Source organism: Thermomonas sp. (assembly GCF_035369645.1).
In the GTDB taxonomy this organism is placed as follows: Bacteria; Pseudomonadota; Gammaproteobacteria; order Xanthomonadales; family Xanthomonadaceae; genus Thermomonas.
Map to the genome: position 1 here is coordinate 1 of NZ_DAOOUM010000037.1, position 15,197 is coordinate 15,197.

General features: G+C 61.8%; 18 protein-coding genes. 9 read left to right on the forward strand and 9 right to left on the reverse strand.

Going from position 1 to position 15,197, the window contains the following annotated elements; genetic code table 11:
• Nucleotides 1-303 (forward strand): GDSL-type esterase/lipase family protein (locus PK789_RS08210; protein ID WP_324308286.1); only part of this gene is annotated, 303 nt, incomplete at its 5' end.
• 126 nt (nt 304-429) lie between these two features.
• Here PK789_RS08210 and PK789_RS08215 read toward each other — a convergent pair.
• Nucleotides 430-795 carry a helix-turn-helix domain-containing protein gene (locus PK789_RS08215; RefSeq protein WP_324308287.1) on the reverse strand — a complete coding sequence of 122 codons (366 nt, stop codon included), beginning with the start codon at nt 793-795 and terminating at the stop codon, nt 430-432.
• Nucleotides 796-1,184: 389 nt separating this feature from the next.
• On the opposite strand from PK789_RS08215, the gene PK789_RS08220 reads away from it, so the two are divergent.
• The 4 genes from PK789_RS08220 (at nt 1,185) to PK789_RS08235 (ending at nt 5,605) form a co-directional block, all read left to right on the forward strand.
• On the forward strand, nt 1,185-2,444 hold the full coding sequence (locus tag PK789_RS08220) for an HlyD family secretion protein (RefSeq protein WP_324308288.1): 1,260 nt from the start codon (nt 1,185-1,187) through the stop codon (nt 2,442-2,444).
• Between the two features lie 80 nt (nt 2,445-2,524).
• Nucleotides 2,525-2,686 (forward strand): hypothetical protein, encoded by a 162-nt coding sequence (locus PK789_RS08225; RefSeq protein ID WP_324308289.1) that lies wholly within the window; start codon nt 2,525-2,527, stop codon nt 2,684-2,686.
• A 54-nt stretch (nt 2,687-2,740) separates the two neighbouring features.
• On the forward strand, nt 2,741-3,481 hold the full coding sequence (locus PK789_RS08230) for a hypothetical protein (RefSeq protein ID WP_324308290.1): 741 nt from the start codon (nt 2,741-2,743) through the stop codon (nt 3,479-3,481).
• Between the two features lie 48 nt (nt 3,482-3,529).
• On the forward strand, nt 3,530-5,605 hold the full coding sequence (locus PK789_RS08235; protein WP_324308291.1) for a peptidase domain-containing ABC transporter: 2,076 nt from the start codon (nt 3,530-3,532) through the stop codon (nt 5,603-5,605).
• A gap of 9 nt (nt 5,606-5,614) precedes the next feature.
• Here the strand turns inward: PK789_RS08235 and PK789_RS08240 are convergent, their stop codons facing one another.
• From PK789_RS08240 to PK789_RS08255, 4 genes are all read right to left on the reverse strand, one after another.
• Complete coding sequence (locus PK789_RS08240; protein WP_324308292.1) at nt 5,615-6,148, reverse strand: cytochrome b; 534 nt, start codon at nt 6,146-6,148, stop codon at nt 5,615-5,617.
• Nucleotides 6,145-6,816, reverse strand: coding sequence for a dioxygenase family protein (locus PK789_RS08245; RefSeq protein ID WP_324308293.1), 672 nt, complete (start codon nt 6,814-6,816; stop codon nt 6,145-6,147). Before PK789_RS08245 ends, PK789_RS08240 begins: the two co-directional genes overlap by 4 nt.
• A 63-nt stretch (nt 6,817-6,879) precedes the next feature.
• On the reverse strand, nt 6,880-7,968 hold the full coding sequence (locus PK789_RS08250; protein WP_324308294.1) for a FecR domain-containing protein: 1,089 nt from the start codon (nt 7,966-7,968) through the stop codon (nt 6,880-6,882).
• On the reverse strand, nt 7,965-8,501 hold the full coding sequence (locus PK789_RS08255; RefSeq protein ID WP_324308295.1) for an RNA polymerase sigma factor: 537 nt from the start codon (nt 8,499-8,501) through the stop codon (nt 7,965-7,967). Before PK789_RS08255 ends, PK789_RS08250 begins: the two co-directional genes overlap by 4 nt.
• Nucleotides 8,502-8,681: 180 nt before the next feature.
• Here PK789_RS08255 and grxD point away from each other — a divergent pair, with 180 nt between their 5' ends.
• A complete protein-coding gene (grxD, locus tag PK789_RS08260) occupies nt 8,682-9,605 on the forward strand; it encodes a Grx4 family monothiol glutaredoxin (protein ID WP_324308296.1) in 924 nt (307 codons plus the stop codon).
• On the opposite strand, the gene PK789_RS08265 is transcribed toward grxD, so the two are convergent.
• Both PK789_RS08265 and PK789_RS08270 read right to left on the reverse strand, forming a co-directional pair.
• Nucleotides 9,606-10,148, reverse strand: coding sequence for a DUF924 family protein (locus PK789_RS08265; RefSeq protein ID WP_324308297.1), 543 nt, complete (start codon nt 10,146-10,148; stop codon nt 9,606-9,608). It abuts the gene before it with no gap.
• Nucleotides 10,145-10,921: an AMP nucleosidase gene (locus PK789_RS08270; protein ID WP_324308298.1), complete on the reverse strand. Its 777-nt coding sequence runs from the start codon at nt 10,919-10,921 to the stop codon at nt 10,145-10,147. The genes PK789_RS08265 and PK789_RS08270 overlap by 4 nt, the downstream gene beginning before the upstream one ends.
• 153 nt (nt 10,922-11,074) lie before the next feature.
• Between PK789_RS08270 and PK789_RS08275 the strand changes: the two genes are divergently transcribed.
• From PK789_RS08275 to PK789_RS08285, 3 genes are read left to right on the forward strand one after another with little or no spacing between them, the layout of a single operon-like run.
• Nucleotides 11,075-12,016, forward strand: a complete 942-nt coding sequence (locus PK789_RS08275; protein WP_324308299.1) for a DegV family protein — start codon at nt 11,075-11,077, stop codon at nt 12,014-12,016.
• Between the two features lie 52 nt (nt 12,017-12,068).
• A complete protein-coding gene (locus PK789_RS08280; RefSeq protein ID WP_324308300.1) occupies nt 12,069-12,413 on the forward strand; it encodes a hypothetical protein in 345 nt (114 codons plus the stop codon).
• Between the two features lie 18 nt (nt 12,414-12,431).
• Entirely contained in the window at nt 12,432-13,106 is a 675-nt protein-coding gene (locus PK789_RS08285; protein ID WP_324308301.1) for a Dph6-related ATP pyrophosphatase, read from the forward strand.
• Here the strand turns inward: PK789_RS08285 and fghA are convergent.
• Both fghA and PK789_RS08295 read right to left on the reverse strand, forming a co-directional pair.
• Complete coding sequence (gene fghA / locus PK789_RS08290) at nt 13,079-13,912, reverse strand: S-formylglutathione hydrolase (RefSeq protein ID WP_324308311.1); 834 nt, start codon at nt 13,910-13,912, stop codon at nt 13,079-13,081. The two genes, PK789_RS08285 and fghA, sit on opposite strands and share 28 nt — an antisense overlap.
• 142 nt (nt 13,913-14,054) lie before the next feature.
• Nucleotides 14,055-15,164: an S-(hydroxymethyl)glutathione dehydrogenase/class III alcohol dehydrogenase gene (locus PK789_RS08295; RefSeq protein WP_324308302.1), complete on the reverse strand. Its 1,110-nt coding sequence runs from the start codon at nt 15,162-15,164 to the stop codon at nt 14,055-14,057.
• Nucleotides 15,165-15,197: the final 33 nt, after the last annotated feature.

The window sequence follows — 15,197 nt, forward strand, 5'->3', positions numbered from 1 at the left end:
CGCGTGCTGGTGCTGTCGATCCCTGACTGGGGCGTGACGCCGTTCGCCCGCGAATCCGGGCGCGACCTACGGCAGATCGCCGACGAACTGGATGCCTACAACGCCACGACGCACGCGATCTGCGCCGCGCAGGGCGTGGCCTTCGTCGACATCACCGCCATTTCCCGCGCCGGCAATGGCCCGGACATGCTGGCGGCAGATGGCCTGCACCCCTCCGCCGCGCAGTACACGCTTTGGGCAGAGGCAGCGTTGCCGGCCGCCCTGCGCCTACTGACAAGAAGCACTACAGCATCCGCCGGCTGATCCAGCGATCGCGCAGTACGCACTGGTGCCAGAGTGCAGCGGTCAAACGTGTGAAATCAATGCATGAAAGTGTCTCTGACACCGTTTTTTGACACCGTTTTTTCGACACCGTTTTTTCTCGTCTGGCTATTGCAGCGTGAGCAACATCGCTTCCAGCAAGGTAATGACTTGCGCGTGATAGCGTAGTGGCAACGTGCGAAACAAGCGCAATAGCTGTAATTCCTGCGGATTGCCGCTAACGGCATCAGCAGATGGCGGGGGGGGTGCAGCAGATGCGCTGGAGATGGTTCTGCGACCACTGGCCAGCCACTCAACCGAAACGTCGGTGATTTCGGCGATTCGCAGCAGGCGATCTGTCGCAGGATGCGTGCCTGCACTACTTTCCCAATTGGCCACGGCTCCACGGGTGACGCCCAGCTGCTCCGCCAATGCCAGCTGCGACAGGCCTTTCGTCAAGCGTGCTTTGCGGATGCGGTGAGCGAGCTTGTTCACGTGTGTGCAATTCCCGTTGACGCCAACCGGTACATGAAACCGTTGTGGTTACGATCACCACAGCATAGTCGAATCACATTTCGCCAGCGATGGATGCTGGCGCACAAGACACGGTCGATGGCGCACGAGCGGTCATATTCGTACCGGCAAGCAATGTTGGCATCCATTTGTACAGATGCGCTTGCATGGAATTTCAAATCAATGGGTTGCCTCTCCGGATTCCGCTGTGCTGCGCAAAAACCGGCCGCCTGTTTGACGCTGATGCATTGACGCATATCTCTGGGGGGGGGTAATGTGCGCCGCGCCGCAATGCTCTGAAGCCCTGTCATGGTTTCATGCCGGATTCGGGTCGCATTCTCGGGGCGGCTGATACAAGGAAGGGGTATCAAATGCAATCGCTGTTCCGCAAGGAAGCATTGGACGTCAAACGTGGCGGCTGGTTGGGTGGCATCTCGCTGGCGCAACCGCTGTCGTTATGGCTGTTAACCGCGTTTGCAACGGTCGCGGCATTAGCGGTTGGATTGTTCCTTGTGTGGGGTAGCTATACCCGCCGCTCGACGGTGATTGGCCAACTGGTACCGCAGCGCGGCATGGCCACGGTGGTGGCACCAGCGACTGGTGTAGTGACGCGATTGAATGTGGTCGAAGGCCAGCGTCTGCACGCAGGCCAACCATTGGTGGTGGTCACGGTGCCACGGGCCACGCCCGCCGATGGCGATACCCAAGCGGCACTGATGACGCACATCCAGCAACGACACGATGGTTTGCTCGCTTTGCAGTCGGCGCAGCAAGCGCAGCTGCAAGCACAGGACGAAGGTTTACGTGCACAACTGCGCACCGCCCGTCGCGAGCTGGCGCAGATCGCGGCAGAAGTCGCCACTCGTCAGCAGCAAGCACGCATCGCCAATGAAACCTTGGATAGACTGCAGTCACTGGAGGACAAGCACTATGTCAGCCAGCTGCAAATCAAACAGCAGCAGTCTGCTGCGCTGGATTACGCAGGACAGGTGCAAACCCTGCAGCGGCAAGCCATCTCCGCCCGTCGTGGGATCGCCCAATTGCAGCAAACCTTGCATGAGCTGCCGGGACAGCAACAGGCCATGCAGGCCAATGGGCAGCGCGACCTTGCACAGCTCGAGAGTGAGCGCGTGCAAGTGCAGGCGCAAAGTGCATTGGTCGTCAGCGCACCGGTTGCGGGGGTAGTGGCCACTCAGTTGGTGAAACAAGGGCAATCGGTGCAGGCCGGGGAATCCCTGCTCAACCTGCTACCCGGCGACGGCAAGCTGGAAGCGCAATTGTTGGTCCCCAGTCGCGCCATCGGCTTTATCGAACCCGGCGACAACGTGTTGCTGCGCTACCAAGCCTATCCCTACCAGAAATTCGGCCATCAGCAAGGAAAAGTGACGCAGATCAGCCGCAGCGCATTGAGCTCCGGCGAACTGGGTGCGTTGATCGGCGATGCGCAAAGTAGCGAGCCGTTCTACCGGGTGACGGTTGCACTGGCCAAGCAAGCGATCACCGCTTACGGAAAGCCGGAGCAACTCAAGCCCGGGATGCTGCTGGAAGCGGATGTGTTGGGCGAGCGTCGCAGCCTGATCGAATGGGTGTTTGAGCCGTTGTATTCGCTCAAGGGGAAGGTCAGCGGTTGACCTCCCGGAGCAAAGAATTGCCGGGTGCACCCCGGCCCCACGACGCAGGGGGGCTGCGTTATTTGAATGGAGATGTAAAAATGCGCGAGTTGACTGCAAATGAAATGCAGGTTGTCGTTGGTGGCGTCAGTGCGGATGCCGGTTGTTCCACGACCACGACTACGACCACCAATAAAGATGGTTCAACCACCACCACCACGACAAAAGAGTGCCATATTCATATCGGCACTGGCTCGAAGTGATCAATGAAGCAAAGGGCGATTGATTCGCCCTTTGCTTTTTTGGGGAATGTAGAGATGACTATCTATCAAATGAAATGGCTGATTGCGCTGTGCTTACTGCTTAGTGCAGGCGCCAGAGCGCAATGGGTGCGTGTGGACGCACAGACAATCAAACTGTCTGGTGATATTGGTCGCGATGCATATCAGGCCTATCAGGATGCGGCAAAGGGGGGTTATTCGAAAGTGGTCTTGCAAAGCGCAGGCGGCTCGCCGCTTCCAGCGCTCATGATTGCGGAAGACATGCGTAAACATCAGCCGACAATCACCGTCGATGGATACTGTCTCTCTGCCTGTGCAAATTATCTATTGTTGGCGTCACCCGCGCCGACTGTCCCTTGCGGGGCGCTGGTGATTTGGCATGGATCTCCGTCTGGAGACTTTTCAGAGGCACTTGCAACAATGCGTGCGGAGAAGAAAAATCCGAAATTGATTGAGCGCTATGCGAAGTGGGCCAATGATTTTTCCGTGCGGGAAGCCTCGTATTACGCCGCTATCGGTATTGATAAGAAATTACTGCCTGACTCCGTGGAAATAGTGCGACGCGAACATGTAGCTCCGGAATCCACATTTACTTTCGACGAGCTGACAGGCGACTACTCGGAAACAATATCCTCTGGGTTGTGGATTCCGACTCGCGAAGTCATCGAGAGCTACGGGATTCAAGTCAAGAATTTTTGCCTGACGTACGATCAAGAAATTCCTGTTGCACGCAAGCAGCTGGGAATTATGGCGCCGTACACCAGCGCGGGCCCGTGAGATGGCTAGGACGCAGATGGCTGGATGTGTGCGGAATCTGGAGAACGAATGAAGCCCAGCCTCCAATCCGAAGCCGCCGAGTGTGGTCTTGCTTCGTTGGCGATGGTGGCCGCTGCACATGGACTTTCACTATCACTGGCCGAGCTGCGCCAGCGATTCCCGCTGTCGCTCAAGGGGGCCAAACTCAATCAATTGATCCATGTGGCCCAGCAGTTGGGGTTTTCCACCCGCCCGCTGCGGCTGGACATGGAGGATTTGGGCAAGCTCAAGCTGCCCTGCGTCCTGCACTGGGATTTCAACCACTTTGTGGTGCTGGCAAAGGTGGGGCGGTCGAAGGTGACGGTGCTGGACCCGGCGATGGGCGAGCGCAGACTCTCGCTGCCCGAGGCCTCCGACCACTTCACCGGGGTGGCGCTGGAGCTGACGCCCAGCCACGCGTTCAAACCGCGCAAGGCTGTGCCTTCGGTGTCGGTGCGCCAGTTGACCGGGCGTGTCACCGGCCTGTGGCGGGCGCTGGCGCAGATCCTGCTGCTGTCGGTGGCCTTGCAGGTGTTTGTGGTGCTGGCCCCGTTCTTCATGCAGTGGGTGGTGGATCAGGTACTGGTGTCCGCCGACAAGGACCTGCTGACGGTGTTGGGGCTGGGCTTTGGGCTGGCACTGCTGCTGCAGATCGGCATCGGCCTGCTGCGCGGTTGGGCGGTGGTGTATCTGTCTTCGAAGCTGGGCCTGCAGTGGATGGGCAATGTGTTCGCGCATGCGCTGCGGTTGCCGCTGGATTTCTTCGAAAAGCGCCATCTGGGCGATGTCACCTCGCGCATGGCCTCGGTGCAGGCGATCCAGCGCACCCTGACGACGAGCTTTGTTGAAGCTTTGATCGACGGGTTGATGGCGGTGGTGACCTTCGGCCTGATGCTGTTCTACAGCTGGAAGCTGGCGCTGGTGACCCTGCTGGCGGTGGTGCTGTATGCCGGCATCCGCTTGGTGGCCTACCGGCCGCTACGCGACGGCACCGAGCGGCAGTTGGTGGCGGGTGCCAAGCAGCAAACGCACCTACTGGAATCGCTGCGCGGGATGCAGAGCGTCAAGGTGGCGGGCGCGGAAAGCCTGCGCCGTGCCACCTATGACAACCTGATGGTGGACACCGTCAACCAGGAAGTGCGCATCGCGCAGATGGGGCTGGGTTTCAATAGCGCCAGCCAGCTGGTGTTTGGGGCGGAACGCATCGCCGTGATCTGGATCGGCGCGCTACTGGCGCTGCAGAGCGTGTTCTCGGTGGGCATGCTGATCGCGTTCCTTGCCTACAAGGATCAGTTCGCACAGCGGATGGCGGGGCTGGTCGACAAGGCCATCGAGTTCCGCATGCTACGCCTGCACGGCGAGCGCCTGGCCGATATCGTGCTGACGCCGCCGGAGGATGCGGAGCCGCGGCCGGAGTTGCCGGCACCGGTGCAGGCGACGATCGAGGTGGACGGGCTGTGCTTCCGCTATGCCGATGGCGAGCCGTGGGTGTTGCAAGACTTGAGCTTCCGCATCGAAGCCGGTGAGACGGTGGCCATCGTGGGGGCGTCCGGCTGCGGCAAGACCACCTTGGTCAAGCTGCTGCTGGGCTTACTGAAGCCCAGTTCCGGCAGCATCTGCATCGGCGGGCAGGACTTGCACAAGGTGGGCCCGGCCAATATCCGCAAGGCGGTGGGCGCGGTGATGCAGGACGACCAATTGTTTGGCGGCAGCTTGGCCGACAACATCAGTTTCTTCGACCCGCAGGTGGAGCAGGCCAAGGTGGAAGCCGCGGCGCGGATGGCGGCGATCCACGATGAAATCATGGCGATGCCGATGGGCTATCACAGCCTGATCGGCGACATGGGCAGCTCGCTGTCCGGCGGGCAGAAGCAGCGGGTGATCCTGGCGCGTGCGCTTTATCGTGAGCCTAAGTTGCTGTACCTGGACGAGGCCACCAGCCATCTGGACGTAGCCAATGAGCAGCTGGTCAACGCGGCGGTGAAGCAGCTGGCGGTGACCAAGGTGATCGTGGCGCATCGGCCCGAGACCATCGCCAGCGCCGACCGGGTGCTGGTGGTGCAAGGCGGCAAAATCGTGCAGGGCCGGTCGCCCTGCGCCTACTGACAAGAAGCACTACAGCATTCGTCGGCTGATCCAACGATCGCGCAGTACGCACTGGTGCCAGAGCGCAGCGGTCATATGCAGCACAACCAGAATAGCCACGGCCCACACACTGCCGACATGCACATACCAAGCAACCGCCCGCCACGTCTCATCCTCGGCGGGTGGCACAAACCATCGCGGCACTGCCACCACACCCAGCACCACCAGCGGCTGCGCCATCCAGATCCAGATCACATAGCCACTGGCCGGCAACAGCAATAGCAGCAGATACAGCGTCGCATGCACCGCACGTGCCACGCGACGCTGCCAGCGCGGCACTTCCGCAGCAGCAGAAGGCATACGCTGCGAGCAGCGACATGCGAGCCGCAGCAGCAGCATCACCAACAACACCATGCCCCACTGAAAGTGCAGGCGCAGCAAGCGCATCCCCGCCTCGCCCGCAAGCGCCTCCGCCCCCCATCCCAAGGCAAGCTGCACCACTACACCCACCGCCATCATCCAATGTAGGCAGCGAATACACAGGGGATAGCGCAGGCGATTCATGGCAACGCACAAGCACTATGCCCGGGCACACCCAAGCCAAGCACGACAGTACGTTCAACCTGCCAAACACCATTGATCAACCTTGGCCGCAGCAAGCCACTGCCTCCCGTTCCGCGTGCATGGCGGCGTTCCTCGGCAGACAATTTTGGATCGTCCAAGAACATCAGATCATCGATGAAGTAGGTGAAACAGCCGGGTTCCAGCACATGCATATGCACATGCTCGGCCACCTCCTCGCCGGGGTAGCTGCCCGGACGAATGGTGTCTATGGTGTAGCGCCCCTGCGCATCACTGCGCACCCACCCGCGCAACCGCCCATGGCGCATGGCTTCACGGCCAAGTTGCTGCGTTGGACGCGGATAAACACCGCTGGCATCGGTCTGATAGGCGTAAACCACCACGCCGGCGCGGGCACGTCCGGAATCGTCCAGCACGCGCCCGGAGATACGCATCGGCACACCGGGCTCGCCGACGGGTGCAAGCCGGACGTGCGAAGAAAGTTCCGCCGGCATACCGTCGAACACGGCTTCGCAGCCTTCGCAGGGATTGCCGATCACCGGCACTGGCTGGTTAATGGCTGTTCTGGCGTGATGGTTGCTAGCCGGCGCGTCGCAGGCGGCGAGCAGGACAAGCGCGAGCGTGAGGGAGGCGCGAGGAAGTACGAGCATCGTTGCGGTTTCCACGTGGGTGTCGTGGTGGGACGCCCGCGCCGCGACGAGCGTTAACGCCGCTCAGCGATCCGCAGCATGCGCACCTGCGGATGCCGCATCAGACGACGCCGGCAGCGCATCCGGCCACTGCAGCCACCAGCGCTTGGTACGTGGATAGGGCAGCGCGTTCCACCACGGATCCAGCGCGCCTGTTGTGCCATGCAACACCGCCTCACGCGACGGCACGGGCGCGTCTACAAGGATCGTCCGCAGGCGGTCGTACAGCGGCCCACGCGCCAGCGACGGATGCCGCTGCAGCAGCGACAACAGGCTGATGGCGTCCTGCGGCCGCGACTGCGCCAGCAGGCGATGGAGCCGCGCGTCGTCGGCCGACGGTGTGGCGCGCTGCGCATCGAGTTCCGCCAGCGCCGCCACGAAACCGGCGCGTGCGCCGAGGTCATACGGCGTTCCCGCCGCGCCATCCGCGCGCAGGCGCACCGTGGCCCTCTGCGGTACCAACACCTCGCCACCACCGTTGCCGACCAGCACCCAGCCACTGCGCACGGTCAGTCTGCCCGCACCGGCGGCATCGCTGTCCAGGGTGAATTCGCAGCCCATGTCCAGCGCCTCGGTGCGCGGCAAGCGCACACCAAAGTAGCCCGGTGGGGCCCACACCCGCGCCCACAGCCGGCCCTGCAGCAGGCGCACGCGGTGTTGGCCGGGGCCAGTCTGCTCCAACCGCAGCCGTGAATCGGGGCCCAGCTGCAAATCGCCGATCCGCGCGATCCGCAGACGCACCGCGCCGTCATCACCGGTAGTGATCTCGCCATTCCGCGCCAGCTGCGCACCGGCCTGTACCGGTGCACCCGCCATCCACGCGCGGCCCTGCGCGGCGGCCACCTTCCACGCGCCGCCTTCCGGCCAGGCCAGACGGTGCTGCAACAGCAGCGTCACCGATAGCGCGCAGATCGCCAGCATCGCCGCCAGCGTCCATCCGACGCGGTGGCGACGAGGTCGCCGCATCGCCTGCATGCGCGAATGCGTCGCCGCGCGCGCGGCATCGGCCCGTTCGCCCGCATGCGCATAAGGCGACAGCAGGCGTTCCAGGCGACGGATGTCGTCGTCGCCCTGCCCCGTCTTCGACCACAGATAATCGTCGTGGAAATTCATGCGAACGGCCTCCGGTCAGGTTCCGCCAACGCCTGCCGCAGCAGCGCCATGCCGCGATGCAGGTTGACCCGCACGCTGCCGGGAGTAAGCCCGGTCAGCGCGGCGATTTCCGGACCACTCAAGCCTTCCACCAGCCGCAGCAGCAGCGGTTCGCGGTACGCCTCCGGCAGCCTGCGAATCGCGCACAGCGCGCGCTCAGCATCCACGCGATCCTCATGGCTGGCATGCACGGCGACCGCTTCGATCTCCAGGCCCGTTGCCGGCGCGAATCGCCGCCGCTCGTCCATACCGGCACGGCGCGCCATGCTGGTGATCCAGCCGGGGAAGGCCGCGTCCTCGCGGAGATCGGCCAACCGGCGGAACGCGGTCTCGAACACGCGCTGGGCCAGGTCTTCCGCATCGGCATGCGCCGCATAGCCCAGCAGAATGCCGTGTACCACCGGCGCGAAACGGCGATACAGGCGATCTAGCGCGCCGCCGTCTCCACGGCGCGCGGCTGCGACCAGCGCGGCGGTTGCTTCGTTCTCGACCAAGCGATTCGCTCCGGATACCCCATATCGACGTGACGATGGCAGCAGGCGTTAACAGGACGCTACCCGCGCCGTGCGGCGATGCACGCACTTGCCGCATCGACAGCTTGACCCCGGTCAGCCTGCCGCCAGAGTGGACGGCGTAGAATTGCCGTTCTCCTTTCCGTGCTTGGATTTACCCCCATGTCCCTCGACCCCGCCCTGCGCGCCCGCATCGAATCCATCCTGTCCGCTAACCCTGTCGTGCTGTTTTTGAAGGGCACGCCGGATGCACCGCAATGCGGGTTTTCGGCCAAAACCGCTGCCGCATTGGATGCCACCGGCGCCAGCTATGCCCACGTCAATGTGTTGGCCGATGCGGAAATCCGCGAAGGTATCAAAGTGTACGGCGACTGGCCGACCATCCCGCAGCTGTATATCGGTGGCGAGCTGGTGGGTGGCTGTGACATCGTCACCCAGATGGCCGCCAGCGGTGAGCTGCACGCCGCATTGGGCGTGGCCGCACCGGACCGCACACCGCCGCAGATCACCATTACTGACGCCGCAGCCGACATGCTGAAGCAGGCGCTGGCCAATGCCGGCGAAGGCTACGCCTTGCAAATCGAAGTGGACAAAGCTTTCAACGCACGCTTGCAATTGGCGCCGGTGGATACCGCCGCTATCGCCACCGAAGCGGCCGGAATTCGCGCGCAGTTCGATCTGGTCAGCGCCCAGCGTGCACGCGGCCTGACCATCGACTGGGCCGATGATGCACGCGGCAAGGGGTTGGTCATCGACAACCCCAACGCCCCCGCCAAAGTGAAGGCCATCACCCCTGCCGAGGCCAGCGCGCGCGTGCAAGCCGGCAGTTTGGTGCTGGTGGATGTGCGCCCGGCCGATGAGCGTGCACTGGCACAAGCACCGGTGGCCTGCCGCAATTTTGATGATGGCGCTGCCGCAATCGAAGCCCTGCCAAAGGACACCGCGCTGGCGTTTTTGTGCAAGGCCGGCGGCCGTAGCCAGCAAGCCGCCGATCAGTTCCGCAGCTTGGGCTTCAAGGACCTGTACAACGTGACCGGCGGCATCACTGCTTGGGCAGCGTTGGACCCGTCCATCCCCAGCTACTGATCAAAACCCACCACCGGCATCCAGCCAGGCTTGCTCCTCGGGCGTATTGATGCGCCCGAGGGCGGCATTGCGATGCGGGAAACGTCCGAAGCGGACAATGACATCGCGATGGGCGGTGGCATATGCCAGCAGATTGGCGTCGCGCAGGGTGGTGAACAATGCCACCGCACGGTCTTGGTCGGCGATCACCTCGGAATGTTCGAACGGCAGGTAAAAGAACATCTGCAGCGCAGGGTCCACCTGCGCATCAAAGCCCGCAGCGATTGCATGATTGGCATGCAGTAAAGCCAGCGAATCAGTGGCAAAAGCATGGCCGCTGCCACGAAAGATATTGCGCGGAATTTGGTCCAGCAATAGCAACAATGCCAACGCACCCTCGGCGGTGTTCTGCCAGTGCTCGCACTCGCGCCGCGCCGCCGCAAAGTGCGCCACCTGCCAGTGCGTGCGGCACGCATCATCGAAGGCAGTGCCACCACCAAACCACCGACTTATGCCGGCATCGCGCCAGAATGCCACCAGCGCATGTGCAGTCGTGATGTTCATTCGTCAAACCTCAGATGCCGCACTGATTTGCCGTTGCGGCGAATCAGTTTGAGCGATTCGATGCCCACTTTGATGTGGTTACGCACGAAGTCAGCGGACACTTTGGCGTCGGAGGCTTCGGTCTTTACCCCTTCCGGGATCATCGGTTGATCGGACACCAGCAGCAATGCGCCACACGGGATGCGGTTGGCAAACCCGGCGGCAAACACAGTGGCAGTTTCCATATCAATGGCCATGCAGCGCATCTCGCGCAATTTTTCCTTGAACGCCTCGTCGTGTTCCCACACCCGGCGGTTGGTGGTGTAAACGGTGCCGGTCCAGTAGTCCAGTTCAAGGTCACGAATGCTGGTGGAAATCACCCGCTGCATCGCAAACGCAGGTAGCGCCGGCACTTGTGGTGGCAGGTAATCGTCGCTGGTGCCCTCGCCACGAATCGCGGCGATCGGCAACACCAAATCACCTAATTCGTTTTTGCGTTTCAACCCACCACATTTACCCAAAAACAGTACGGCCTTGGGGCAGATTGCCGACAACAGATCCATCACCGTGGCCGCGTTGGGGCTGCCCATCCCAAAATTGATCAGAGTGATGCCGTCCATCGTGGCGCTGGGCATCGGCCTGTCCAGACCCACGATGGGCGCGCCGGTCATTTCCGAAAAATGCGCCAGATAGCCACCAAAATTGGTCAGCAAAATATGTTGGCCAAAATCCGCCAGTGGTACCCCGGTATAGCGCGGCAACCAGTTATCCACGATCTCTTGTTTGTTTTTCATACTTGTTCCTGTCAATCTTCCATTGCATGCCCGGGCAGATGCGGAGGCCAACCTCTACCACCCGCGACTTGCGGCGCTGCAACAACGATCGCCGTGCAACTTGCACGGAATTAGAGTACGTTCCCACCAGTATGGATGGAAGGGGGACGACATATGCGCATCGGCATCATCACGGACTCGGCCTGCGATCTTCCTAACGATGTCATCGACCGGGAAAACATCGTCATCTTGCCGGTGACCATCCAGATTGGGCAGGCAGTTTTGGCCGATACCCGCAACGAAGAAGCCACCATGAGTTTTCTCAGTGGCGAAACTGCTGCCCGCGCCTTCGAGGCAGACACCACACCCTACACCGTGCAACAGGTACACGATCTGTTTTTGGGCAAACTTGTCCACGACTATGACTACGTGTTTTGCATCACCACCACCCGCACCCGCAGCGGCATCCACGACAATGCGGTGCAGGCCAGCTACACCATCCTCAATGACTACAAGCCGGTGCGCGCCGCTTCCGGCAACACCACGCCGTTTGCGCTGCGCGTGATCGACAGCCAAAACGTGTTTGCCGCGGTCGGGGTGCTGGTGATCGAGGCCACCCGCATGCGCGCCGCCGGCGAAACCCCACCCAAAATTCGTGCCCACCTGGAAAGCTTGGCCAACAATATCCAAGGCTATATGGTGCCGCCGGACTTGCACTATCTGCGCAACCGCATCAAAAAGCGCGGCGACAAGAGTGTGAGTTTTTTCAGTGCGGCATTGGGCACGGCACTCGACATCAAACCCATCTTGCATTGCAACAAGGGCGAAACCGGCCCGGTGGGTAAGGTCAAGGGATTCACCGCCGCCACCGAAAAAATGTTCGATTTCGCCTGCAAGCAAGTGCGTGCGGGCCTGCTGACCCCCACCATGTGCCTAAGCTACGGCGGCGACTTGAACGAGATGCGCAAACTGCCAGGTTACGACCGCCTGCGCGAAACCTGTGCCGCGCACAATGTCGAAGTCTTTGAAAGCTTCATGGGCCTGTCGGGCTTGGTCAATGTGGGCAAGGGCGCAATCGTGTTGGCATTTGCCGCCGAGCAACGCAAGTTCGAATAACACTGTGCGGGGTGCTAGCCTGTCACCTCTTTTGACTGCAATCGGATTGCCTATGCCCACGCGCTATTACATTCGCCTGCCTGATCCCGCCAACGCTCGTGGCGATGATGCCGACCTCGGTTTCCGTTCACACGCTGCCGAAGGTTTTGCCGAAGAACTGCAACAGGCCTTGCGCGATGGCACCCTGTTTGAACGCTGGCGTACAAAGCAACAAGACCCCGACGATGTGGACCCCGCCTTGGGCGCTACCGATCCGGAAGCCCGCGTCACCGGCCAGCAAAATGATTTGCACGTCGATCTGGAAGTAATCACACGCCTGCCTTCGGCGCTGCTGCGACAACGCATGGCGTTGTTGGCCGGTCACGGCTGGCAGCTGCGCGACGTCGCTTCGGCCTAAGCCCAACCCTGTTCGCGCATGATCCCCGTTCTGCTGTCCTGGAGCGGCGGCAAGGATGCCGCTTGGGCACTGCATACCCTACGCCAGCGCGGCGACGTGGACGTGGTGGGCTTGCTGACCACGCTGACCGAGGGCTTTGATCGTATTTCGATGCAAGGCATTCGCCGCGATGTCCTGCATGCACAAGCGCGCGCCGCCGGCCTGCCCGTGATTGAAACGTGGATTCCGCAGGCCGCCGACAACGCGACCTACGTTGCCAGCGTTGCGCAGGGGTTGAACGCCGCCCGCGAACGCTGGCCGGGACTGGCGCATATCGCCTACGGTGATCTGTTCCTCGAAGACATCCGCGCATGGCGCCAAGCTCTATGCGCATCGTTGGGGTTCACGCCGCTGTTCCCGTTATTCGGCAGCGACACCGCCGCACTGGCTCACACCATGCAGCAAGGCGGCCTGCACGCGCAGCTGTGTTGTGTGGATACCACCCAACTGGACGCAAGCTTTGCTGGCCGTGCCTTCGATACATCCTTACTGCGTGACCTGCCCCAACACATCGACCCCTGCGGCGAGAACGGCGAATTTCACACCTGCGTGTTTGCAGGCCCGATGTTCAATCACCCCATCGCTATCGAATGCGGCGACAGCGTGCTGCGCGATGGACGCTTTGCCTATACCGATTTCAAATTGCCCGCGTGATGGCCGATGTGCTCGCCGATGAAACTGGCGATGAAGTAGTAGCTGTGATCAAAGCCGGGGTGCATGCGCAGGGTCAACGGGTGGCCGGCGGCATCACAGGCCGCACGCAACACGTCCGGGCGCAATTGCGTGGCAAGAAATTCATCGGCCGCACCTTGATCAACCAGCAATGGTAGTGTTTCCATCGCCACTTTGATCAATTCGCAGGCGTCGTACTGCGCCCACGTCGCAACATCATCACCCAGATACGCGGCAAATGCCTGTTGCCCCCACGGCACCTGCATCGGAGCCACGATGGGCGAAAACGCCGACACGCTGCGATAGCGGCCGGGATTGCGCAACGCGCACACCAACGCACCATGCCCGCCCATCGAATGCCCGCTGATGGCGCGTGCTTCCGTCACCGGGAAATGCGCTTCGATCAACGCCGGCAGCTCGTCCACCACGTAGTCGTGCATCTGGTAGTGCGCTGCCCACGGTGCTTGCGTTGCGTTGACATAAAACCCAGCACCCTTGCCAAGGTCATAACCTTCGGCATCGGCCACGTCCTCGCCACGCGGGCTGGTGTCCGGGCAAACAATCGCGATACCGTGTTCGGCCGCATACCGCTGCGCGCCGGCCTTGGTGATGAAGTTCTGCTCGGTGCAGGTCAGCCCAGAGAGCCAGTACAACACCGGCACCGGGCCGTGCGCGACCTGCGGCGGCAAATAAATCGCAAAGCGCATCGTGCAGCTGAGGGTTGACGATGCGTGTTGATACACGTCCTGCCAACCGTCAAAGCAGGCGCGGTGTTCGAGGCGTTCCAGCGTCACGGGAATCTCCAATGGTTTTCCTTCTCCCTCCGGGAGAAGGTGCCCGTAGGGCGGATGAGGGTACGGCGCAGTCGGAATATCTCGCCTTGGCCAACCCTCACCCCAACCCCTCTCCCGGAGGGAGAGGGGCTTGAATTCAATAGTGCACCACGCTGCGAATCGATTTGCCCTCATGCATCAAATCGAAGGCTTCGTTGATCGCATCCAGCCCCATCGTATGGGTGACGAACGGTGCCAAGCGGATCTCGCCACGCATCGCGTCTTCCACCATGCCCGGCAGCTGCGAACGCCCCTTCACCCCACCAAACGCGGTGCCCAGCCATTTACGCCCGGTCACCAGCTGGAATGGGCGGGTGGAAATTTCCTGGCCCGCACCGGCGACACCAATGATCACGCTTTGCCCCCAACCGCGATGCGCGCATTCCAGCGCCGCACGCATCACATGGACGTTGCCGATGCACTCGAAGCTGTGGTCCACGCCCCAGCCGGTCATCTCCACAATGACTTGTTGAATGGGTTTGTCGAACTCTTTCGGGTTCACGCAATCGGTGGCACCCATGTCGCGGGCCATGGCGAACTTCGACGGATTGGTGTCCACGGCAATGATGCGGCCCGCCTTCGCCAACTGCGCGCCTTGGATCACCGCCAGACCAATGCCGCCAAGGCCAAACACCGCCACACTATCGCCTTCGGCCACCTTGGCGGTGTTCTTCACCGCGCCCAGCCCGGTGGTGACGCCGCAGCCCAGCAGGCAGACTTGTTCGTGGTTGGCTTCCGGGTTGATCTTGGCCAGCGAGACCTCGGCCACCACCGTGTATTCGCTGAAGGTGGAACACCCCATGTAGTGGTACAGCGGCTGACCGTTGTAGGAAAACCGCGTCGTCCCGTCCGGCATCACGCCCTTGCCTTGGGTGGCGCGCACCGAGGTACACAAATTGGTTTTGCCCGATTGACAGAACAAGCACTGCCCGCACTCGGCGGTGTATAGCGGAATCACGTGGTCGCCCGGCGCAACGCTGGTCACGCCCTCGCCCACTTCAACGACGACGCCCGCGCCTTCATGCCCCAGCACGCAGGGGAACAAACCTTCGGGATCATCACCACTGAGCGTGAATGCATCGGTATGACAGACACCGGTGTGGGTGATCTTCACCAACACTTCACCGGTACGCGGCGGAGCGACGTCGATCTCGACGATTTGCAGTGGCTGACCTGCGGCAAACGCAACGGCGGCGCGTGATTTCATGGCGTGCTCCTCGATGGATTCATCGCCTATTGT